The following is a 21,670-nucleotide window of genomic DNA, read 5'->3' on the forward strand; positions in this document are numbered from 1 at the left end:
AGGGAGTGTCCCTTTTTACCTAACTGCCCAGGTCCGAAAATGGCAAACAAGACCCTGCGCATCCTCATCGCCGACGAGCACCCCAGCCAGCGCTTGCAGCTGGAAAAGTTGCTCAATGGCCTGGGCTATTACCGGATTGCGCCCGTGGACAGCTTCGAGGAGCTGCAACGCCTGGTGCAATCTGCTTTGCAGCCTTTTCATCTGTTGCTTGGCAACATTGAACTGGCCAGCCACGTCGGCGTCGACCTGGCGCGTTTCTGCCGGGTGAGCACGCAAATCCAGCACGCCCTGCTTTACCACTCCCAGCAGTTGCAAGTGCCTTCGGTGCCGCAAACCGAGCGCCAATCCGTGAGCGTGAGCCTGCCGCAAGCGCCCGATAACGAGGCACTGGAATCGTTCATGGCGATCATCGACGCGCCGCTTTTGGTCGGCAAGCTGCCCCTGCCAGCTGCCGTGCCCGCCAGCGCGCTGCGCCCACGCCCGCGGGCGAACTTCGCGCACACGGTCTTCAGCCGCTAGCGCCGATGTGGGCGGGGCAAGGGGGCAGCTATTTGCTATCCTCTTGCCCTTTGCCGATCTGCGGACTCTGCCATGACTGCCATCGATACCGCTCGCCCGCCACGGTTCAGCCGTGGCGACCACCGGACCTTGGGCCTGGCGGCACTGGGTGGCGCGCTGGAAATCTACGATTTCATTATCTTCGTGTTCTTCGCCCTGACCCTCAGCAAGCTATTTTTCCCGCCAGAAATGCCTGAATGGCTGCGCTTGCTGCAAAGCTTCGGGATCTTCGTCACTGGTTACCTGGCGCGGCCACTGGGCGGTATCCTGATGGCGCATTTCGCCGATCATCTGGGGCGCAAGCGGGTGTTTAGCCTTAGCATCCTGATGATGGCCCTGCCATGCCTGCTGATCGGTGTAATGCCGACGTACGCCGATATCGGCTATGCCGCGCCGTTGATCCTGCTGGCGCTGCGCATTCTGCAGGGGGCGGCGGTCGGGGGCGAAGTGCCCAGTGCCTGGACGTTCGTCGCCGAGCATGCGCCACCGGGGCGACGGGGCTATGCCCTGGGCTTCTTGCAGGCTGGGCTTACCTTCGGTTACTTGCTGGGCGCACTGACGGCCACGCTGCTGGCGCAGGTGTTCACCCCCGAAGAAATTCTCGACCATGCCTGGCGCTACCCCTTCCTGCTGGGTGGGGTGTTTGGCGTGATAGGCGTGTGGCTACGCCGGTGGCTCAGCGAAACGCCTGTGTTCCTGGCCCTGCGCGAGCGCCAGGAGCAGCCGGTGGCGTTTCCGCTGCGGCGCGTGCTGGGCGAGCATCGCCGGGCGCTGATCCCAGCGGCGCTGCTGACCTGTGTGCTGACGTCGGCGGTGGTGGTGCTGGTGGTGATTACGCCGACGGTGATGCAACAGCGTTTTGGCATGACTGCCGGGCACACCTTTGCCCTCAGCAGTGCGGGTATTGTCTTCCTTAATATCGGTTGTGTACTGGCCGGCCTGCTGGTCGATCGCCTGGGCGCCTGGCGTGCCCTAATGATCTACAGCCTGCTGCTGCCGCTGGGCATCGGTGTGTTGTATGCAAGCCTGGTGGGCCAGTGGGGCGCAACCTGGCTGGCTTATGCCGTGGCAGGGCTGTGCTGTGGCGTGGTGGGCGTGGTGCCGTCGGTGATGGTCGGGCTGTTCCCTGCGCAGATTCGGGTGTCGGGCATTTCCTTCACCTATAACGTCGCCTATGCCCTGTGGGCCAGCACCACGCCGCTGGCGCTGATCGCCTTGATGCCGTGGAGCCCATGGGTGTGTGTCGGGTTTTGTCTGATCATGGGCATGGTGGGGCTGCTCACTGCCCTGTACTTCGGGCGTCGCGAGCCCTTGGCGTTTGCGGCGGAGCCCATGCCAATCATGTGCGGTGACAAATGAGCCAGTAGCGGCTGGCAGGTGGTGAGGCAGACTTCCGGGTGGGGGCTATTGGAATAACCTATTAGCCAAATTTAACCTGGAAGGTTAATTTCTCATGGAAAAGAGAACGCCTCACTGTCCGCTGCAGCGGATAAGGGGATTGGTAAGTGCTGGACGTATCAGCCCGACTACCGCCTCGTTGCGAGACGCCCAGGCACTGGGGATGGAATACCCGGATATGCTCGATGTCATCAATGGCTTGGAGCGCAGAGACTTTTACAAAAGCATGACCAGCTACGTTGATCATCGCGTTTGGCAGGATGTTTATCGTCCGCTTACGGTCAAGGGGTACGTGTACCTCAAACTGTCTGTGGTGGACGACGTTCTCATCGTGTCTTTCAAGGAGATGTAACCATGAGATGTCCAATCTGCGGCGGTGCGGAGCTTGCGCCCGACACTCAGGACATGCCCTATCGATACAAGGGTGAAGCGACCCTTATTCCGAATGTCAGTGGCGACTACTGTGCTGCCTGTGGTGAGGCAGTGCTGAGCCATGATGAAGCTTTGCGCATCAGTGACCTGATGTCGGCGTTCAATCGCCAGGTCAACGCTGCGGCGGTCGACCCGGGTTTCATCGTCTCAGTGCGCAAGAAATTCGATCTCGACCAGCGTGAAGCAGGGGAGATCTTCGGGGGTGGCGTCAATGCGTTCTCCCGTTACGAAAACGGTAAAACCAGGCCACCAGTGGCGTTGGTCAAACTGTTCAAACTGCTGGATCGCCACCCGGAACTGTTCGAAGAAGTACGCACTGCCTGATGCAGGTAGGCAGCAAAAAGCCCCCGGCTCTGACGAGGCGGGGGCTTTTTAGTGCCGCAAGGGCAGGGGGCCTTACATGTTCGGGTAGTTCGGCCCGCCGGCGCCTTCAGGGGTTACCCAGGTGATGTTCTGGGCGGGGTCCTTGATGTCGCAGGTCTTGCAGTGCACGCAGTTTTGCGCGTTGATCTGGAAGCGCTTGCTGCCGTCATCCTGGCTGACCACTTCGTACACGCCGGCAGGGCAGTAACGCTGGGCCGGCTCGTCGTACAGCGGTAGGTTGCTGGCGATCGGGATGTTCGGGTCGGTCAGCTTCAGGTGGCAGGGTTGTTCCTCTTCATGGTTGGTGCTGGAGAGGAATACCGAGCTGAGCTTGTCGAAGCTGAGCTTGCCGTCCGGTTTCGGGTAGTCGATCTTTTTCGAGTCGGCTGCGAGCTTGAGGCAGGCGTAATCCGGCTTGGTGTCGTGCAGCGTGAAGGGCAGCTTGCCGGCGAACCAGTTCTGATCGATGTAGTTGAACGCACCACCCAGGATAGGCCCGAACTTGTGCAGCGCCGGGCCGAAGTTACGGCTGGCGAACAGCTCTTCGTGCAGCCAGCTGGCCTTGAAGGCATCGACATAGGTAGTGAGTGCGTCGCCGCCCTCGCTGCCTGCGATCAACGCATCGGCGACCGCTTCTGCGGCGAGCATGCCGGATTTCATTGCGGTGTGGCTGCCCTTGATCTTGGCGAAGTTCAGGGTGCCCAGGTCGCAGCCGATCAATGCGCCGCCGTTGAATACCATCTTCGGCAACGAGTTGAGGCCGCCTTTGCAGATGGCGCGGGCGCCGTAGCTGATGCGCTTGCCGCCTTCGAGGTACTGCTTCATCACAGGGTGGTGCTTCAGGCGCTGGAACTCATCGAACGGCGACAGGTAGGCATTGCTGTAGGACAGGTCGACGATCAGGCCTACCACCACCTGGTTGTTTTCCAGGTGATACAGGAACGAACCACCGGTGTTTTCGGCGCTCATCACGTCCAGCGGCCAGCCTGCGGTGTGCACCACCAGGCCCTGCTCGTGCTTGCTTGGGTCGATTTCCCAGATTTCTTTGAGGCCGATGCCGTAGTGCTGGACGTCGGACTCGCTGTCGAGGTTGAAGCGCTTGATCAGCTGCTTGCCGATATGGCCGCGGCAACCTTCGGCGAACAGCGTGTACTTGGCGCGCAGTTCCATGCCAGGGGTGTACAGGCCGTCTTTCGGGTTGCCTTCGCGGTCGACACCCAGGTCGCCGGTGACGATACCGCGCACCACGCCGTTTTCATCGAACAGCGCTTCCTGGGCAGCGAAGCCTGGGTAGATTTCAACGCCCAGGTTTTCGGCCTGCTGGGCCAGCCAGCGGCACAGGTTGCCCAGGGAGATGATGTAGTTGCCGTGGTTGTGCATGGTCTTGGGCACGAACAGGTCGGGGACCTTGGTCGAGCTGCCTGCATCCTTCAGCACATAGATATCGTCGCGCTTGACCTCGGTGTTCAGCGGCGCGCCGAGTGCCTTCCAGTCAGGGAACAGTTCGTTCAGTGCGCGCGGCTCGAACACCGCGCCGGAGAGGATGTGCGCACCGACTTCGGAGCCTTTTTCGACCACGCAGACGCTGATCTCGCTACCGGCTTCGGCGGCCTTCTGCTTCAGGCGGCAGGCGGCGGACAGCCCCGCCGGGCCGGCGCCGACGATGACCACGTCGAATTCCATGTATTCGCGTTCCACTGGTTCTCTCCTACTCATCAAGGCTCGTGCTGTTGCTTTGTCTTATGGGTGTGGGGTGATCATGCGCACCGCGCTTCACGGGAGCGGAGCTGTAGCAGCGCAGAGGATGGACTACACCGTTTTGTCTTGGCCGCGCATTATATCTACACCACTTGGCGGGTCCAATACAAACGTTTGTTTGAATTTGCCGCAGGCCAGTAAAATCACAGGCGTACGGCTGGAGGGTGACCGATTTGCCGTATTGACCGGATTGGGTGTTGCGGTCAAGATACGAGCGGTTTTACGTTCGCCGTAGGCTTACCGCCGGGCGCAGGTACACCTCTAAAGACCGGGTGTGGAGTAAGGCTTTCGGGCCAATTCACGGTATGTAGTGGAGTTTACACGCCACCACAGAAAATGACCCGCGGGTATTTGCCGCAAGCGTCGCGACAAGACTGCTCGGTCACCTTGAAGTTTGCTTCTCCCGGTACGTTTTTAGAGGTGCCCTTGTACCCACGCGCATCGCCGGGCATGTCCCCAGGCGACTTTCTATTCACCGGAGAGTAACGAGGAATCCATGAAGGTTCTTGTAGCTGTCAAACGAGTGGTCGACTACAACGTCAAGGTTCGCGTCAAAGCGGACAACTCCGGCGTCGACCTTGCAAACGTCAAGATGTCCATGAACCCCTTCTGCGAAATCGCCGTTGAGGAAGCCGTACGCCTGAAAGAGAAGGGCGTTGCGACCGAGATCGTCGTCGTTTCCGTCGGCCCGACCACTGCCCAGGAGCAGCTGCGTACTGCGCTGGCACTGGGTGCCGATCGTGCCATTCTGGTCGAAGCCGCTGATGAGCTGAATTCGCTGGCCGTGGCCAAAGCGCTGAAAGCCGTTGTCGACAAAGAGCAGCCACAGCTGGTCATTCTCGGCAAGCAGGCCATCGACAGCGACAACAACCAGACCGGCCAGATGCTGGCTGCGCTGACCGGCTACGCCCAAGGCACCTTCGCCTCCAAGGTTGAAGTCGCTGGCGACAAGCTGAACGTCACCCGTGAAATCGATGGCGGCTTGCAGACCGTATCGCTGAGCCTGCCAGCGATCGTCACCACCGACCTGCGCCTGAACGAGCCGCGCTACGCGTCGCTGCCGAACATCATGAAGGCCAAGAAGAAGCCGCTGGAGACCGTTACGCCAGACGCGCTGGGCGTATCGCTCGCTTCCACCAACAAGACCCTGAAAGTCGAAGCGCCGGCTGCACGCAGCGCAGGTATCAAGGTCAAGTCGGTGGCCGAACTGGTCGAGAAGCTGAAGAACGAAGCGAAGGTAATCTAAATGACTATCCTGGTTGTCGCTGAATACGAAAACGGTGCTGTAGCCCCGTCCACCCTGAACACTGTCGCCGCAGCCGCCAAGATCGGTGGTGATGTGCACGTGCTGGTCGCTGGCCAGAACGTCGGCGGCGTTGCCGAATCTGCTGCCAAGATCGCGGGTGTTGCCAAGGTACTGGTTGCTGACAACGCAGCCTACGCCCACGTCCTGCCAGAAAACGTCGCGCCGCTGATCGTCGAGCTGGCAAAGGGTTACAGCCACGTGCTGGCCCCGGCCACCACCAACGGCAAGAACATCCTGCCGCGCGTCGCCGCACTGCTGGACGTCGACCAGATCTCCGAGATCATCTCGGTTGAATCGGCCGACACCTTCAAGCGCCCGATCTATGCCGGTAACGCCATTGCCACCGTGCAATCGAGCGCTGCGGTCAAGGTCATCACCGTGCGTACCACCGGTTTTGACGCCGTTGCTGCAGAAGGCGGTTCCGCTGCTGTCGAAACTGTTGGCGCTGCGCACAACGCCGGTATCTCCACCTTCGTCGGTGAAGAGCTGGCCAAGTCCGACCGCCCAGAACTGACCGCTGCCAAGATCGTCGTTTCCGGCGGCCGTGGCATGGGCAACGGTGACAACTTCAAGCACCTGTACAGCCTGGCTGACAAGCTCGGCGCAGCCGTCGGTGCCTCGCGCGCCGCAGTCGACGCAGGCTTTGTGCCGAACGACATGCAGGTCGGCCAGACCGGCAAGATCGTCGCACCGCAGCTGTACATCGCCGTCGGTATCTCTGGCGCGATCCAGCACCTGGCCGGCATGAAAGACTCCAAGGTGATCGTTGCGATCAACAAGGACGAAGAAGCGCCGATCTTCCAGGTGGCCGACTACGGCCTGGTCGCTGACCTGTTCGAAGCGGTTCCGGAGCTGGAAAAGCTGGTCTGATCCGCCTGCTTCACTTATAAAGAAGCCCGGCCCTCGTACTGAGGGCCGGGTTTTTTTATGGCCTTTTCCGATGCAGTGCTTGTCGCGGTTCCTGTCGGAGCAGCCTTGTGCTGCGAAGAGGCAGTCACAGCCACAAAAAATTGTTGGTCATGCCGGCCCTTTCGCAGCACAAGGCTGCTCCTACAGGTGCGGCGTGTACCTGATGGGCCGGGCCAAGCAATACAAGGAGTGAGCAATGGTGCTGCGTAAAGCAGGCGGGGTGCTGGCATGCATGGCGGCGTTGCTGGCGCCCGGCGCGATGGCGGCAGGCAAGTGCGAACGTTTGGTCGCGACCGGCAGCCCCGATGCGCCCCCGTATTCCTGGCAGGACCCGAAAGACCCTAAGCACCTGATCGGCGCCAATGTCGACCTGTTGCAGCAGGTGGCCAGTGAGCTGGGTGTGAAGGTGGACGTGCTGAGTGCTGGGCGACGCGATCAGGCGCTGGAGGAAGTGCGCAGTGGGCGAATGGACCTGCTGCTCGATACGCCCCTGCAGGTCGGCCAGCTGACCGCACTGGACTACATCCACCCGCCGTTGCAGTTGAACGAATACCTGGTCTGGACGCGGCATGACGCTGAGCTGGCCTTCGATGGCCCGGCAGACCTGGCCAAGTACCAGGGCAGTTTGTCTGAGCGCGCGCGTCTCACGCCGGCCTTTGAAGCGTTCGCCAAAGCCCACCTGAAGTTGCAGCCTGCGCAAAACCTGACCCAGGCATTCCAGAAACTGGTGCTGGGGCAGGTGGACTATGTGCTCGCCGGGCGCTATTCCGGCATGGCCATGACCCAGAGCCTGGGCATGAGCAACGACCTGATTGCCCGCGGCCTGCCAGTCGATCGCCCAGGGCTGTACCTGGCCGTGTCGCACAACTCGGCGTGCAATGACAGCTGGTTGCGTGGGCAATTGGCGAAAAAACTGACAGAATTGCCGATCTCCGGTGCGTCCGAGGCTGTGCTGCAACGAAATGTCGAGCGCTGGAAGGCGCAGATGCAGGTGCCGCTGGACGCCCCCAAACATTAGGAAGATTGCGTGAGAATCCAACCACTATTCCTTGCTCTGGCCATGCTCGGCCTGGCGGGTTGCGCCAACGACCCGGCGCCGAACGAGCAACTGCGCATTTCCGAGCAGGCGCTGGAACAGGCCAAGGCCGTTGGCGCCACCGAGCAGGTCGAGGCGCTCAAGCTGGCCGAAGACAAGCTGGCCCGGGCCAAGACCAACATGCTTACCGAAGATTTTCGCGATGCGCGCATGCGTGCCGAGCAGGCCGAGCTGGATGCACGCCTGGCCGAGGCCCAGGTGCTGAACCAGAAGAGTGAAGAGCAGCTGCAAGTGCTGCAATCGCGGGTTACGCGCCTGCGCAAACAGCTGGAGGTGCAGCCATGATGCGCCATACACCCATGACGGCGCTGGTGTTGCTGGCGTTGACGGCAGGCTTGCACGGGTGCGCCAGCCATCGCAGCGAGGCGGCGTTGGATGAAGCCAGTGCCACGTTCCAGAAGGTAAAAGACGACTCCGACGTGCTGCGCAGTGCGCCGCGCGATGTAATTCGTGCCGGTGAGTCGCTGGCGCGGGCCGAGCGCCTGTCCAGTTATATCGGCACCGGTACCGATGTGCGCCACTACGCCTACCTGAGCCAGCGCTACAGCGAAATTGCCAGCGAACATGCCAAGCTTGCATTGAACCAGGAGCGCCTGGCCAAGCTCGACCTGGAGCGCCAACGCCTGCAATTGGCGCTGCGTGAAGCGAAGCTTGCCAGCGTGCAGCAGCAAGGCAAGTGGGTCGAGTCGCAGATTGCCGCATTGGCTTCGGAGCAGACGGACCGTGGCCTGGTGATGACGTTGGGCGATGTGCTGTTCGATACCGGGCGTGCCGATCTGAAGAATTCGGCCAGCCGTACGGTGCTCAAACTGGTGCAGTTCCTCCAGCTCAACCCGCGCCGTGTGGTGCGCATCGAGGGTTACACCGACAGCACCGGCGCCCCGGAAGACAACCTGAAGCTCTCGCGTGATCGCGCGCAGGCGGTGGCTGACATGCTGGTGGACCTGGGCATCGACGAAAAGCGTCTGCAGGTTGAAGGCTATGGTGACCAGTACCCGATCGAAGCCAATGCCTCGGAGCGGGGCAGGGCGCAGAATCGCCGGGTAGAAATCGTCTTTTCTGACGACAAAGGCAAGCTCGCCCCCGCGCGTTGATCCCCGACCCTTGTAGGAGCAGCCTTGCGCTGCGAAGAGGCCGGTAGCAGCCCTAGAGAATTGTGCTGTTATTACCGGCCTCTTCGCAGCACAAGGCTGCTCCTACACCGATTATCGGTGAGTGGGTGAGTTCCTGCGCTGGGGTACTGTCACGCGACTGTAGTGTTGGCTATTCTGCAATCTGTCCCAGTACACTTCGCAACTGTTACGGTATTCTCTGCCGTCAGTGAGTCGCACAACAATAACGAGCCCGTCCGCGCGTCGAGATATCGCCATGACCAACCTGCTGCTTTACCAGCGTATCGCCCAGCAACTGGCCGAGGACATCCGCCGCGGTGTCTACCAGCCGGGCGAGCGCGTGCCCTCCGTGCGCAAGATGAGCGCCCAGCTCAATGTCAGCCACGCCACGGTGCTGCAGGCCTATGCCAATCTTGAAGACCAGGGGCTGATCCGCGCGCGCCCGCAGTCGGGTTACTACGTTCACCAGACCCCCGCCCTGACCGCGCAAACACCGGATATCGCCCGGGTCGAGCGCCCTGGCCTGGTGACCCGGGCCAGCATCATTCAGCAGGTGTTGACCGAAGCGCGCCGCGACGGCGTGTTTCCGTTCGGTGCTGCGGTGCCTCATGTGGATTACCTGCCGGTGCGCGCCCTGCACCAGCAGATTGCCAAAGTGACCCGCTTCCATAGCCCACGTGCGTTCAGTTACATGTTCAGCCCAGGCTTCGAGCCGCTGCGCCGACAGATCGCCATCCGCATGCGCGATGCCGGTGTGCTGGTCGACCCGCGTGAAATCATCGTGACCCATGGCTGCGTCGATGCCTTGCAGATGTCGCTGCGCGTGCTGACCCGCCCGGGGGACTTGATCGCCGCCGAGTCGCCGACTTACTACGGTTTGCTGCAGTTGGCTGACCTGCTGGGCCTGAAAGTGATCGAAATTCCAAGCGACCCGTCCACCGGGATCAGCCTGGAAGCCTTGCAGTTGGCCGCCAACCAGTGGTCGATCAAGGCGTTGGTGCTGACGTCGCGCCTGAGCAACCCGCTGGGCGGCACCATCCCTGAGGAGCGGCAAAAACAGTTGCTGCGCCTGGCTTCGGACTTCGATATCCAGATCGTCGAAGACGACATCTATGGCGAACTGATGTTCGAACAAGGCAAGACCAAGGCGCTGAAGGCGTTCGACCGGCTGGACCGGGTGATCTATTGCTCGAGCTTTTCCAAGACCTTGTCGCCAGGGGTGCGGGTCGGCTGGATGGTGGCGGGGCGGTACCAGGACGAAATCCAGCGCCTGCAGACCTTCACCACCCATTCGGCCTGCAGCGTGACGCAGATGGGGGTGGCCGCTTACCTGGAAAACGGCGGCTATGACCGGCACCTGCGCTACATCCGCCAGGAGTACCGCAAGAACCTCAGTGCTTACCAGTTGGCGGTGCAGCAGCACTTCCCCGAAGGCACGCAGATGACCCGGCCTACCGGCGGTTTCATTCTCTGGGTGAGCCTGCCGGGGCGGGTCAATACCCAGGACCTGCATGTGCGGGCGCTGGAGCAGGGCATCAGTATCGCGCCGGGGTTGATCTTCAGTAACACCGAGCAATTCAACCACTGCATCCGGCTTAACTGCGGTATCCCGTGGAACAAAGAGGCCGAGCGGGCGGTGATTACCCTGGGGCTTTTAGCCCAGCAATTGTGCAGAGAGACTACAGGTTCACTTTTGTAGGCTTGTCAGGCGCAGGCGGAACAGGGAGCATATGCATTTTCCAGCCTGACTGCCGATGTCCATGAAACTGTTGCGCTGTATCGCTCTGAGTTTTTGCCTGGTGCCGATCTGCTGTTTCAGCGGCGTCGCCCAGGCTGCGCAGCCTGCCGGCCAGGCGCAGGCCTCCCAAGCCAAGCCCGTGCAAAAGCCCGTGGCCAAGCCTGCGTCGAAGCAGGCCGCTAACAAAGCTGCCAAGCCTGCCAAAAAGCGTACGCCGCACAAACCGGTCAGCAAGGCGGTGGCTACACCGTTGCCCAAGCCCGCGCTGGATCTGAGTTTGCCTGTCGACATGGTCAACGACCTTGAACCGAATGTGGGCAGTTCGGCCACGCGACGCAAACCTTTGCTGCCGGCCATGTTCACTGAAAAGCCACAGAGCGATGAAAGCCCGTTCCAGCTCAATGGCCGCTTGATTAGCAACGAAATGCAGCTGCAACTGCGCAATGAAAGCCGCCGCGATGTGGAAGGTGCGGCCATCGAATTCGAATACCGCCAATAGCCAGGCAACTGACTGCTGGGTCACGGCATATTTCGTCGGGTCAGCAATTTCAAACGCATGTTTGAGCGGTTACTATCCGGTGACGTTCGTCCCGTTTTGCTCCAGGGAGACCTGATTTTGGTGAATAACCATGAACTGCCGTGAGGGTTGCGGTGCTTGCTGCATCGCCCCGTCCATCAGCTCTGCAATGCCGCGCATGCCCCAAGGCAAGCCGGCCGGCGAGCGCTGCCTGCACCTGACCGTCGACAACCTCTGCGACCTGTTCGGCAAGCCCGAGCGGCCGGCGGTGTGCGGTGGGTTCAAGGCAGATATCGAGGTGTGCGGCAGTGATCGCGATGAGGCAATCAGGATTCTCGGTTGGTGGGAGCAGATGACGGCGGCGTGACAGGCTGGATCTTCGACAATAAGGATAAAGATGATGAGATCGTTCAAGCGTATTGCACTGCTGTGTGGCATGGGTGTGTTGTTGGCGCCCGCTGCCTGGGCCGAGAACTGGCAGGTGGCCAAGGACGAGGAGGGGATCAAGGTTTCCACCAGTGAAGTGGCGGGCTCCAAGTATAAGGCCTACCGCGGCGTTACCGTGATCAAGGCGCCGCTGGCCAAGGTCGAGGCGCTGCAAGAGGACGTAGCCGGGGCGTGTGCCTGGATTCATGAGTGCAAGTCGCAGAAGCTGCTCAAGCACGAAGGTGACCAGAGCTGGACCTACACCCAGTTCAACACGCCATGGCCGGTCACCCCGCGGGACTCGGTGCTGCACATCACCACGGTCAAGGAGGCGGACGGTAGCCTGACGCGTAACCTGAAGGAAGAGCCGACCTATCTCCCGGAGGAGAAGGGGTTCGTGCGGGTGGCGAAAGTCGAGGGCTTCTGGAAGTTGGTGCCCAAGGGTGACACGACAGAAGTGACCTATCAGGTGCACACCGAGCCGGGCGGCAGTGTACCGGCGATGGTGGCTAACAAGTTCGTGGTCGACGCGCCGTTCAATACCCTGAAAGGGTTGCGTGAGCGGGCTGAAAAAAACTGAAGTTCAGGCGGGCTTCGGCCTCTGTGGGAGCGGGCTTGTCCCGCGAATGGGGCCGCGCGGTGCATGTCACCGGCTTTGCCGGTGTTCGCGGGGCGAGCCCGCTCCCACAGTAATCGCGCAAACTTTCAAAATTTAGGCAAGACAATTGCTCCCGCGACGCCGCATCGGTTCGAGCAAGATGGCAATAAAAAAGGCTGCCCGAGGGCAGCCTTTTTGCGTTCGGCTCGAGGAGCTTACTTGCGGTCAGTCAGGGCGACGATGTCGCGCTTCTGCTCGCCGGTGTACAGCTGGCGCGGGCGGCCAATCTTGTACGGGCTGGAGAGCATTTCTTTCCAGTGCGAGATCCAGCCGACGGTACGCGCCAGGGCGAAGATCACGGTGAACATGCTGGTCGGAATGCCGATCGCCTTGAGGATGATCCCCGAGTAGAAGTCGACGTTCGGGTACAGCGAGCGCTCGATGAAGTAAGGATCGGTGAGGGCGATCTCTTCCAGGCGCATGGCCAGTTCCAGCTGCGGGTCGTTCTTGATGCCCAGCTCGCGCAGGACTTCGTCGCAGGTCTGCTTCATCACGGTGGCGCGTGGGTCGCGGTTTTTATAAACGCGGTGACCGAAGCCCATGAGCTTGAACGGATCGTTCTTGTCCTTGGCCTTGGCGATGAAGGTGTCGATGTTCGAGACATCGCCGATTTCATCGAGCATGGTCAGTACGGCTTCGTTCGCACCGCCGTGGGCAGGGCCCCACAGTGCGGCGATACCGGCGGCGATACAGGCGAACGGGTTGGCACCCGAGGAGCCTGCCAGGCGTACGGTGGAGGTGGAGGCGTTCTGCTCGTGGTCGGCGTGGAGGATGAAGATCCGGTCCATTGCCTTGGCCAGCACCGGGCTGATCGGTTTGATCTCGCACGGGGTGTTGAACATCATGTGCAGGAAGTTTTCCGCGTACGACAGGTCGTTGCGCGGGTACATCATCGGCTGACCCATGGAGTACTTGTAAACCATCGCGGCCAGGGTCGGCATCTTGGCGACCAGGCGCACCGCGGAAATTTCGCGGTGTTGCGGGTTATTGATATCCAGGGAGTCGTGGTAGAACGCCGACAGGGCGCCGACCACACCGCACATCACCGCCATTGGGTGAGCGTCGCGGCGGAAACCGTTGAAGAAGGACTTCAGCTGCTCGTGAACCATGGTGTGGTTTTTCACGGTGCTGACGAACTGGGCCTTCTGCTCGGCATTCGGCAGTTCGCCGTTGAGCAGCAGGTAGCAGGTTTCGAGGTAGTCCGATTGTTCGGCGAGCTGTTCGATCGGGTAGCCGCGGTGCAGCAGAATACCCTTGTCGCCGTCGATGTAGGTGATCTTCGACTCGCACGAGGCAGTCGCCATGAAACCAGGGTCGAAGGTGAAGTGACCAGTGGCCCCCAACCCGCGGACGTCGATTACATCAGGACCAACGGTGCCGGTTAAAATGGGCAGCTCGACGGGGGCAGCGCCCTCGATGACCAACTGCGCTTTTTTGTCAGCCATGTGGCCTCCTATTAATGCTTGAAATCATCAGACAGACCCCCCACGCAGGGCCCGCACCACTATAGAGGGATAAATTCAGATGTCAATTTGCCTAAAGGCTGGTTGAAACGGGGCCTGAGGCCTGATTTTTCTCGAAATTGTCGCCCATTTACGCCTTTTGCTCGCTAAAGGCAATGCGCTATTTGGGCTACCCCATCACGTTGTCATAAGCAGCCTAACTGTCTATACTCGGCACCCGACCGCCAGGGGCTTGCAAGCCCGAACTGCTGGGGGTCGCCGTTCCCTGGGTGGTGGGTACCTGACCAGTACACTTACCAACAACTTTGCCCTGTTCGCTAGGGGCTCTTCAGTGTGAAAAAAGCCGTGAAAAGCCAACGACCTGTAAACCTAGACCTAAGGACCATCAAGCTCCCGATCACCGCGTACACGTCCATTCTGCACCGTATCTCCGGCGTCATCCTGTTCCTCGGCCTGGCCATCATGCTTTATGCATTGGGCAAGTCCCTGGGTTCCGAGGAAGGCTTCGGTGAGGTGAAGGCGTGTCTGACCAGTCCGCTGGCCAAACTGGTGACCTGGGCCCTGCTGTCCGCCCTGCTGTATCACCTGGTGGCAGGTGTTCGCCACCTGATCATGGACATGGGCATCGGTGAGACGCTGGAAGGCGGCAAACTGGGCTCGAAAATCGTGATTGTCATCTCCGTGGTGGTGATCGTTCTGGTGGGAGTTTGGGTATGGTAACCAATGTCACGAACCTGTCGCGTTCGGGCCTCTATGACTGGATGGCACAGCGCGTCTCTGCGGTCGTTCTCGCGGCTTACTTCCTCTTCCTGATCGGTTACGTCGTAGCCCACCCAGGTATCGACTATGCCCAGTGGCACGGTCTGTTCTCCAACAACGCGATGCGGATCTTCAGTCTGCTGGCCCTCGTTGCCCTGGGCGCTCACGCCTGGGTCGGCATGTGGACCATTGCCACCGACTACCTGACGCCAATGGCGTTCGGCAAGTCGGCAACTGCGATTCGTTTCCTGTTCCAGGCGGTATGCGGCGTTGCGATGTTCGCTTACTTCGTCTGGGGTGTGCAGATTCTCTGGGGTATCTGATCCATGGCTAGCATTCCAACTATTTCCTTCGACGCCATCATTATTGGTGGCGGCGGCGCCGGCATGCGCGCAGCGCTGCAGCTGGCTCAAGGTGGTCACAAGACTGCCGTAGTGACCAAGGTCTTCCCGACCCGTTCGCACACTGTATCCGCCCAGGGCGGCATCACCTGCGCCATCGCTTCGGCCGACCCGAACGATGACTGGCGCTGGCACATGTACGATACCGTCAAAGGTTCCGACTACATTGGTGATCAGGACGCTATCGAATACATGTGTCAGGAAGGCCCGGCTGCGGTCTTCGAGCTGGACCACATGGGCCTGCCGTTCTCGCGTACCGAAACCGGCCGTATCTACCAGCGTCCGTTCGGTGGCCAGTCCAAGGACTTCGGCAAGGGTGGCCAGGCTGCCCGTACCTGCGCCGCTTCCGACCGTACCGGTCACGCGCTGCTGCACACCCTGTACCAGGGCAACCTGAAAGCCGGCACCACCTTCCTCAACGAGTACTACGCCGTTGACCTGGTGAAGAACCAGGACGGTGCGTTCGTTGGTGTGATCGCCATCTGCATCGAAACCGGCGAAACCCTGTACATCAAGTCCAAGGCCACCGTTCTGGCTACTGGCGGTGCGGGCCGTATCTACGCCTCGACCACCAACGCCCTGATCAACACCGGTGACGGTGTCGGCATGGCCCTGCGTGCCGGTGTACCGGTGCAGGACATCGAAATGTGGCAGTTCCACCCAACCGGCATCGCCGGCGCCGGTGTACTGGTCACCGAGGGTTGCCGCGGTGAGGGTGGCTACCTGATCAACGCCCACGGCGAGCGCTTCATGGAGCGTTACGCGCCGAACGCGAAAGACCTGGCCGGCCGCGACGTCGTTGCCCGTTCCATGGTCAAGGAAATCATCGCCGGCAACGGCGTGGGCCCGAACAAGGACCACGTACTGCTGAAGCTGGACCACCTGGGCGAGGAAGTGCTGCACAGCCGCCTGCCAGGTATCTGCGAACTGTCCAAGACCTTCGCCCACGTCGACCCAGTGGTCGCGCCGGTGCCGGTCGTGCCGACCTGCCACTACATGATGGGTGGTGTTGCCACCAACATTCATGGCCAGGCCATCACCATGGACGCTGAAGGCAAGGACCACATCATCCCGGGCCTGTTCGCCGTAGGTGAAGTGGCATGCGTATCGGTCCACGGCGCCAACCGCCTGGGCGGTAACTCGCTGCTCGACCTGGTCGTGTTCGGCCGTGCTGCCGGCCTGCACCTGGAGAAGGCGCTGACCGAAGGCGTCGAGTACCGCGATGCCAGCGACACCGACGTCGATGTTGCCCTGAACCGCCTGAACAAGCTCAACGAGCGCACCACTGGCGAAGACGTGGCAAGCCTGAAGCGCGAGCTGCAAAGCTGCATGCAGAACTACTTCGGTGTATTCCGTACTGGCGAATACATGCAGAAGGGTATCGAGCAGTTGGCTGGCCTGCGTGACCGCATCGCCAACGTGAAGATCAACGACAAGTCCCAGGCCTTCAACACCGCGCGTATCGAAGCGCTGGAGCTGCAGAACCTGCTGGAAGTTGCCGAAGCTACCGCCATTGCGGCCGAAGCCCGTAAAGAGTCGCGCGGTGCTCACGCCCGTGAAGACTTCGAAGACCGTGACGACGAAAACTGGCTGTGCCACACCCTGTACTACCCGGGTGAGAAGCGCGTTGCCAAGCGCGGCGTCAACTTTGCGCCGAAGACCGTGCCGGCCTTCGAGCCTAAAATCCGGACTTACTAAGGGTGGCTGCTATGTTGAAAGTCGAAGTTTATCGTTACAACCCCGACACCGACTCGGCGCCCAAGATGGAGTCGTTTGACGTCGATACCGGCGGCAAGGACCTGATGGTCCTGGACGTACTGGCACTGATCAAGGAAAAGGACGAGGGTTTCTCGTACCGTCGCTCCTGCCGTGAAGGCGTGTGCGGTTCCGATGGCATGAACATGAACGGCAAGAACGGCCTGGCCTGCATCACCCCGCTGTCGGGCGTGGTCAAGGGCAACAAGCTGGTGCTGCGCCCGCTGCCGGGCCTGCCGGTCATTCGTGACCTGGTCGTCGACATGAGCATCTTCTACAAGCAGTACGAGAAGGTGAAGCCGTTCCTGCAGAACGACACCCCGGCTCCGGCCATCGAGCGTCTGCAGTCGCCAGAAGAGCGTGACAAGCTGGACGGTCTGTACGAGTGCATCCTGTGCGCTTGCTGCTCGACCTCTTGCCCGTCGTTCTGGTGGAACCCAGACAAGTTCCTGGGCCCCGCTGCCTTGCTGCAGGCCTATCGCTTCCTGGCCGACAGCCGTGACACCAAGACCCAGGAGCGCCTGGCGTCCCTGGATGACCCGTTCAGCGTCTTCCGCTGCCGTGGGATCATGAACTGCGTAAACGTTTGCCCTAAGGGTCTGAACCCAACCAAGGCAATCGGTCACGTACGTAACATGCTGCTGCAAAGCGGTACCTGATTCAAAGCGTTGTACCTGCAGTAAGCCGAGGTGCGGGTGGTGAGCCCGCACTGAGGTAAAACTCGAGCAAGGGCCCACAAAGCCCGCGCTCATTACCTATGAAGATATGAGACCAGCAGGGGCTTTCCGGGCTGGTACCCGGAAAATCAGCAAGATCCAAGTGGCGTGGTTCAGTCGCTGTGTTCGGACTTTTCCAGGTTTGCTGTGGCTCTCGCCGATCGTCCCCTAACCGAGGGTGACCAAGCATGCAAGAAAGCGTGATGCAGCGCATGTGGGAAAGCGCCCACCTTTCAGGTGGTAACGCTGCATATGTGGAAGAGCTCTACGAGCTTTACCTGCACGACCCTAACGCTGTGCCAGAAGAGTGGCGCACTTACTTCCAGAAGTTGCCAGCCGACGGCAGCACCGCTACCGATGTATCGCACTCGACAATCCGCGACCATTTCGTACTGCTGGCAAAGAACCAGCGCCGCGCCCAACCGGTATCCGCCGGGAGCGTGAGCAGTGAACACGAGAAGAAGCAGGTTGAAGTTCTGCGACTGATCCAGGCCTATCGTATGCGCGGCCATCAGGCTGCCAAGCTCGACCCGTTGGGGTTGTGGCAGCGCCCTGCGCCCGTAGACCTGTCGATCAATCACTACGGCTTGACCAATGCCGATCTTGATACGACCTTCCGTGCCGGCGACCTGTTCATCGGCAAAGAGGAAGCGAGCCTACGCGAGATCTCCGAGGCGCTCCAGAAGACATATTGTCGCACCATTGGCGCCGAGTTCACCCACATCGTCGATTCCGAGCAGCGCAGCTGGTTCCAGCAGCGCCTTGAAAGCGTGCGCGGCCGTCCGGAATTTTCCGCTGACGTGCAGGCTCACCTGCTCGAGCGCGTCACGGCCGGTGAGGGCCTTGAGAAGTACCTGGGCACCAAATACCCAGGCACCAAGCGTTTCGGCCTGGAAGGCGGCGAAAGCCTGATTCCGATGCTGGACGAGATGATCCAGCGCTCCGGCTCCTACGGTACCAAGGAAGTCGTGATCGGCATGGCCCACCGTGGCCGTCTGAACGTGCTGGTCAACACCTTCGGCAAAAACCCGCGCGAGCTGTTCGACGAGTTTGAAGGCAAGAAGATGAACGAGTTGGGCTCTGGTGACGTGAAATATCACCAGGGCTTCTCCTCCAACGTGATGACCACCGGTGGCGAAGTTCACCTGGCCATGGCGTTCAACCCGTCCCACCTGGAGATCGTTTCGCCAGTGGTCGAGGGTTCGGTGCGCGCCCGTCAGGACCGCCGCAACGACACCGTTGGCGACAAAGTGCTGCCGATCTCGATCCACGGCGATGCTGCGTTCGCAGGCCAGGGCGTGGTGATGGAAACCTTCCAGATGTCGCAGACCCGCGGTTTCAAGACCGGCGGTACCGTGCACATCGTGATCAACAACCAGGTTGGTTTCACCATCAGCAACCCGCTGGACTCGCGTTCCACCGAGTACGCCACCGACGTTGCCAAGATGATTCAGGCGCCGATCCTGCACGTCAACGGTGATGACCCGGAAGCCGTGCTGTTCGTGACCCAGCTGGCCATCGATTACCGCATGCAGTTCAAGCGTGACGTGGTCATCGACCTGGTTTGCTACCGCCGTCGCGGCCACAACGAGGCCGACGAGCCGAACGGTACCCAGCCGCTGATGTATCAGCAGATCAGCAAGCAGCGCACCACCCGTGAGCTGTATGCCGAAGCGCTGATCCAGGCCGGTCGCATCGATGCCGAGCGTGCTCAGGCCAAGATCGACGAGTACCGTAACGCCCTGGACAACGGCCTGCACGTGGTCAAGAGCCTGGTCAAGGAGCCGAACCGCGAGCTGTTCGTCGACTGGCGTCCGTACCTGGGCCATGCCTGGACTGCGCGTCACGACACCCGCTTCGACCTCAAGACCCTGCAAGACCTGTCGGCCAAGCTGCTCGAGCTGCCAGAAGGTTTCGTGGTTCAGCGTCAGGTCTCGAAGATCTACGAAGATCGCCAGAAGATGCAGGCCGGTGGCTTGCCGATCAACTGGGGTTATGCAGAGACCATGGCATACGCCACCCTGCAGTTCGAAGGTCACCCGATCCGCATGACCGGCCAGGACATCGGCCGTGGCACCTTCTCGCACCGCCACGCGGTGTTGCACAACCAGAAGGACGCCAGCACCTACGTGCCGCTGCAGAACCTGTTCCCAGGCCAGCCGCGCTTCGACCTGTACGACTCCTTCCTGTCGGAAGAAGCGGTACTGGCGTTCGAATACGGCTACTCGACCACCACGCCGAACGCGCTGGTGATCTGGGAAGCCCAGTTCGGCGACTTCGCCAACGGCGCGCAAGTGGTGATCGACCAGTTCATCACCAGCGGCGAGCATAAGTGGGGCCGTCTGTGCGGTCTGACCATGCTGCTGCCGCACGGCTATGAAGGGCAGGGCCCGGAGCACTCCTCCGCGCGTCTGGAGCGTTACCTGCAGCTGTGCGCCGAGCACAACATTCAGGTGTGCGTACCGACCACCCCAGCTCAGATCTACCACCTGCTGCGTCGCCAGGTCATCCGTCCGCTGCGCAAGCCGCTGATCGTCCTGACGCCGAAGTCGCTGCTGCGCCACAAGTTGGCCGTCTCGACCTTGGAAGACCTGGCAGAAGGCTCGTTCCAGACCGTGATCCCGGAAATCGACACCCAGGATCCGGCCAAGGTCGAGCGCCTGGTGCTGTGTGGCGGCAAGGTCTACTACGACCTGCTGGAAAAACGCCGTGCCGAAGGCCGCGAAGACATCGCCATCGTGCGTATCGAGCAGCTGTACCCGTTCCCGGAAGACGACCTGGTCGAAATCCTGGCGCCGTACACCAACCTCAAGCATGCAGTCTGGTGTCAGGAAGAGCCGATGAACCAGGGCGCCTGGTACAGCAGCCAGCACCACATGCGCCGTATCCTGGGCCGCCACAACAAGGCACTGGTCCTGGAATACGCCGGCCGCGACGCCTCTGCCGCGCCAGCCTGTGGTTACGCTTCGAAGCACGCCGAACAGCAGGAAAAACTGCTGCAAGACGCCTTCACTGTTTAACGCCTTCGCGCACCTGAAACCGAATTTAAGGAAACACTGATAATGGCTATCGAGATCAAAGCCCCAACCTTCCCGGAATCGGTCGCCGACGGCACCGTTGCCACCTGGCACAAGAAGCCGGGCGACGCCGTCAAGCGTGACGAGCTGATCGTCGACATCGAGACTGACAAAGTCGTCCTGGAAGTCCTGGCCACTGCTGATGGCGTGCTGGGCGACATCGTCAAGGGCGAGGGCGATACCGTCCTGTCCGACGAGCTGCTGGGTTCGATCGTTGAAGGTGGCGCTGCCGCTGCGCCTGCTGCTGCTCCGGCCGCTGCTGCCCCGGCTGCCGCTGCCGCCGATGCTGGCGAAGACGACCCGGTTGCCGCGCCTGCCGCACGCAAGCTGGCTGAAGAGAACGGCATCGACCTGGCTACCGTTGCCGGCACCGGCAAAGGCGGTCGCGTCACCAAGGAAGACGTTGTCGCTGCAGTCGCCAACAAGAAGTCTGCACCTGCTGCTGCGCCGGCTGCCAAGCCTGCCGCTGCCGCTGCTGCCCCGGTTGTGACCGCCGCTGGCGATCGCACCGAGAAGCGCGTGCCGATGACCCGTCTGCGTGCCAAGATCGCTGAGCGTCTGGTCGAAGCCCAGTCCAACATGGCGATGCTGACCACCTTCAACGAAGTCGACATGACCGAAGTCATGGCCCTGCGTTCGAAGTACAAGGACCTGTTCGAGAAGACCCACAACGGCGTACGCCTGGGCTTCATGTCGTTCTTCGTCAAGGCTGCCACCGAAGCCCTGAAGCGCTTCCCGGCTGTGAACGCCTCGATCGACGGCAACGACATCGTCTACCACGGTTTCGCCGACGTCGGCGTTGCCGTCTCCAGCGACCGTGGCCTGGTAGTACCGGTGCTGCGTAACGCCGAGTCGATGAGCCTGGCTGAAATCGAGAACGGCATCGCCACCTTCGGCAAGAAGGCCCGTGATGGCAAACTGTCGATCGAAGAAATGACCGGCGGCACCTTCACCATCACCAACGGTGGTACCTTCGGTTCGATGATGTCGACCCCGATCGTCAACCCGCCGCAGGCTGCCATTCTCGGCATGCACAACATCATCCAGCGCCCGATGGCCATCAATGGTCAAGTGGTCATCCGCCCGATGATGTACCTGGCGCTGTCGTACGATCACCGCCTGATCGACGGCAAGGAAGCGGTAACCTTCCTGGTCACCATCAAGAACCTGCTGGAAGATCCGTCTCGCCTGCTGCTGGACATCTAACCCTCTGGCTGCGTACCGTTCG

Annotated in this window: 21 protein-coding genes; 19 read left to right on the plus strand and 2 right to left on the minus strand. The window is 61.0% G+C overall.

Features of this window, described 5'->3' with window-relative positions; all coding sequences use genetic code 11:
• The first annotated feature begins 39 nt into the window (after positions 1 to 39).
• From AC5PZ0_RS01170 to AC5PZ0_RS01185, 4 genes are all read left to right on the plus strand, one after another.
• Entirely contained in the window at positions 40 to 519 is a 480-nt protein-coding gene (locus tag AC5PZ0_RS01170; RefSeq protein ID WP_265967937.1) for a histidine kinase, read from the plus strand.
• Between the two features lie 72 nt (positions 520 to 591).
• Positions 592 to 1,917 carry an MFS transporter gene (locus AC5PZ0_RS01175; RefSeq protein WP_099454840.1) on the plus strand — a complete coding sequence of 442 codons (1,326 nt, stop codon included), beginning with the start codon at positions 592 to 594 and terminating at the stop codon, positions 1,915 to 1,917.
• Positions 1,918 to 2,011: 94 nt separating this feature from the next.
• Positions 2,012 to 2,308, plus strand: coding sequence for a type II toxin-antitoxin system MqsR family toxin (locus AC5PZ0_RS01180; RefSeq protein ID WP_274888161.1), 297 nt, complete (start codon positions 2,012 to 2,014; stop codon positions 2,306 to 2,308).
• 2 nt (positions 2,309 to 2,310) lie between these two features.
• On the plus strand, positions 2,311 to 2,712 hold the full coding sequence (locus tag AC5PZ0_RS01185) for a type II toxin-antitoxin system MqsA family antitoxin (RefSeq protein WP_027592889.1): 402 nt from the start codon (positions 2,311 to 2,313) through the stop codon (positions 2,710 to 2,712).
• A gap of 72 nt (positions 2,713 to 2,784) precedes the next feature.
• On the opposite strand, the gene AC5PZ0_RS01190 is transcribed toward AC5PZ0_RS01185, so the two are convergent.
• Positions 2,785 to 4,467 (minus strand): electron transfer flavoprotein-ubiquinone oxidoreductase, encoded by a 1,683-nt coding sequence (locus AC5PZ0_RS01190; protein WP_081717456.1) that lies wholly within the window; start codon positions 4,465 to 4,467, stop codon positions 2,785 to 2,787.
• Between the two features lie 538 nt (positions 4,468 to 5,005).
• On the opposite strand from AC5PZ0_RS01190, the gene AC5PZ0_RS01195 reads away from it, so the two are divergent.
• The 9 genes from AC5PZ0_RS01195 (at position 5,006) to AC5PZ0_RS01235 (ending at position 12,193) form a co-directional block, all read left to right on the plus strand.
• Positions 5,006 to 5,755: an electron transfer flavoprotein subunit beta/FixA family protein gene (locus AC5PZ0_RS01195; protein WP_027592887.1), complete on the plus strand. Its 750-nt coding sequence runs from the start codon at positions 5,006 to 5,008 to the stop codon at positions 5,753 to 5,755.
• The gene (locus AC5PZ0_RS01200) at positions 5,756 to 6,685 is read left to right on the plus strand and encodes an electron transfer flavoprotein subunit alpha/FixB family protein (RefSeq protein WP_027592886.1); all 930 of its coding nucleotides are present in this window, start codon (positions 5,756 to 5,758) and stop codon (positions 6,683 to 6,685) included.
• A gap of 235 nt (positions 6,686 to 6,920) precedes the next feature.
• A complete protein-coding gene (locus tag AC5PZ0_RS01205) occupies positions 6,921 to 7,742 on the plus strand; it encodes a substrate-binding periplasmic protein (protein WP_099428718.1) in 822 nt (273 codons plus the stop codon).
• 9 nt (positions 7,743 to 7,751) lie between these two features.
• Positions 7,752 to 8,105, plus strand: coding sequence for a DUF4398 domain-containing protein (locus tag AC5PZ0_RS01210; protein ID WP_027592884.1), 354 nt, complete (start codon positions 7,752 to 7,754; stop codon positions 8,103 to 8,105).
• Entirely contained in the window at positions 8,102 to 8,914 is an 813-nt protein-coding gene (locus tag AC5PZ0_RS01215) for an OmpA family protein (RefSeq protein ID WP_027592883.1), read from the plus strand. Before AC5PZ0_RS01210 ends, AC5PZ0_RS01215 begins: the two co-directional genes overlap by 4 nt.
• A gap of 274 nt (positions 8,915 to 9,188) precedes the next feature.
• Positions 9,189 to 10,631 carry an aminotransferase-like domain-containing protein gene (locus AC5PZ0_RS01220; protein WP_027592882.1) on the plus strand — a complete coding sequence of 481 codons (1,443 nt, stop codon included), beginning with the start codon at positions 9,189 to 9,191 and terminating at the stop codon, positions 10,629 to 10,631.
• 61 nt (positions 10,632 to 10,692) lie between these two features.
• On the plus strand, positions 10,693 to 11,169 hold the full coding sequence (locus AC5PZ0_RS01225) for a hypothetical protein (protein WP_099428720.1): 477 nt from the start codon (positions 10,693 to 10,695) through the stop codon (positions 11,167 to 11,169).
• A 130-nt stretch (positions 11,170 to 11,299) separates the two neighbouring features.
• Positions 11,300 to 11,554 carry a YkgJ family cysteine cluster protein gene (locus AC5PZ0_RS01230; protein WP_027592880.1) on the plus strand — a complete coding sequence of 85 codons (255 nt, stop codon included), beginning with the start codon at positions 11,300 to 11,302 and terminating at the stop codon, positions 11,552 to 11,554.
• 33 nt (positions 11,555 to 11,587) lie between these two features.
• On the plus strand, positions 11,588 to 12,193 hold the full coding sequence (locus tag AC5PZ0_RS01235; RefSeq protein WP_027592879.1) for an START domain-containing protein: 606 nt from the start codon (positions 11,588 to 11,590) through the stop codon (positions 12,191 to 12,193).
• 233 nt (positions 12,194 to 12,426) lie between these two features.
• Here the strand turns inward: AC5PZ0_RS01235 and gltA are convergent, their stop codons facing one another.
• Entirely contained in the window at positions 12,427 to 13,716 is a 1,290-nt protein-coding gene (gene gltA / locus AC5PZ0_RS01240; RefSeq protein ID WP_027592878.1) for a citrate synthase, read from the minus strand.
• A gap of 351 nt (positions 13,717 to 14,067) precedes the next feature.
• Between gltA and sdhC the strand changes: the two genes are divergently transcribed.
• The 6 genes from sdhC to odhB all read left to right on the plus strand — a co-directional run bounded on the left by sdhC (position 14,068) and on the right by odhB (position 21,648).
• Entirely contained in the window at positions 14,068 to 14,454 is a 387-nt protein-coding gene (sdhC, locus tag AC5PZ0_RS01245) for a succinate dehydrogenase, cytochrome b556 subunit (protein WP_077068487.1), read from the plus strand.
• The gene (gene sdhD, locus AC5PZ0_RS01250) at positions 14,448 to 14,816 is read left to right on the plus strand and encodes a succinate dehydrogenase, hydrophobic membrane anchor protein (protein WP_027592876.1); all 369 of its coding nucleotides are present in this window, start codon (positions 14,448 to 14,450) and stop codon (positions 14,814 to 14,816) included. Before sdhC ends, sdhD begins: the two co-directional genes overlap by 7 nt.
• Positions 14,817 to 14,819: 3 nt before the next feature.
• Positions 14,820 to 16,592: a succinate dehydrogenase flavoprotein subunit gene (gene sdhA / locus AC5PZ0_RS01255; protein ID WP_027592875.1), complete on the plus strand. Its 1,773-nt coding sequence runs from the start codon at positions 14,820 to 14,822 to the stop codon at positions 16,590 to 16,592.
• Positions 16,593 to 16,603: 11 nt separating this feature from the next.
• Positions 16,604 to 17,308, plus strand: coding sequence for a succinate dehydrogenase iron-sulfur subunit (locus tag AC5PZ0_RS01260; RefSeq protein ID WP_008091906.1), 705 nt, complete (start codon positions 16,604 to 16,606; stop codon positions 17,306 to 17,308).
• A 245-nt stretch (positions 17,309 to 17,553) separates the two neighbouring features.
• The gene (locus AC5PZ0_RS01265) at positions 17,554 to 20,385 is read left to right on the plus strand and encodes a 2-oxoglutarate dehydrogenase E1 component (protein ID WP_027592874.1); all 2,832 of its coding nucleotides are present in this window, start codon (positions 17,554 to 17,556) and stop codon (positions 20,383 to 20,385) included.
• A gap of 42 nt (positions 20,386 to 20,427) precedes the next feature.
• A complete protein-coding gene (gene odhB, locus AC5PZ0_RS01270; protein ID WP_027592873.1) occupies positions 20,428 to 21,648 on the plus strand; it encodes a 2-oxoglutarate dehydrogenase complex dihydrolipoyllysine-residue succinyltransferase in 1,221 nt (406 codons plus the stop codon).
• Positions 21,649 to 21,670 lie beyond the last annotated feature (22 nt).

The organism is Pseudomonas sp. 5.2 (assembly GCF_059025405.1).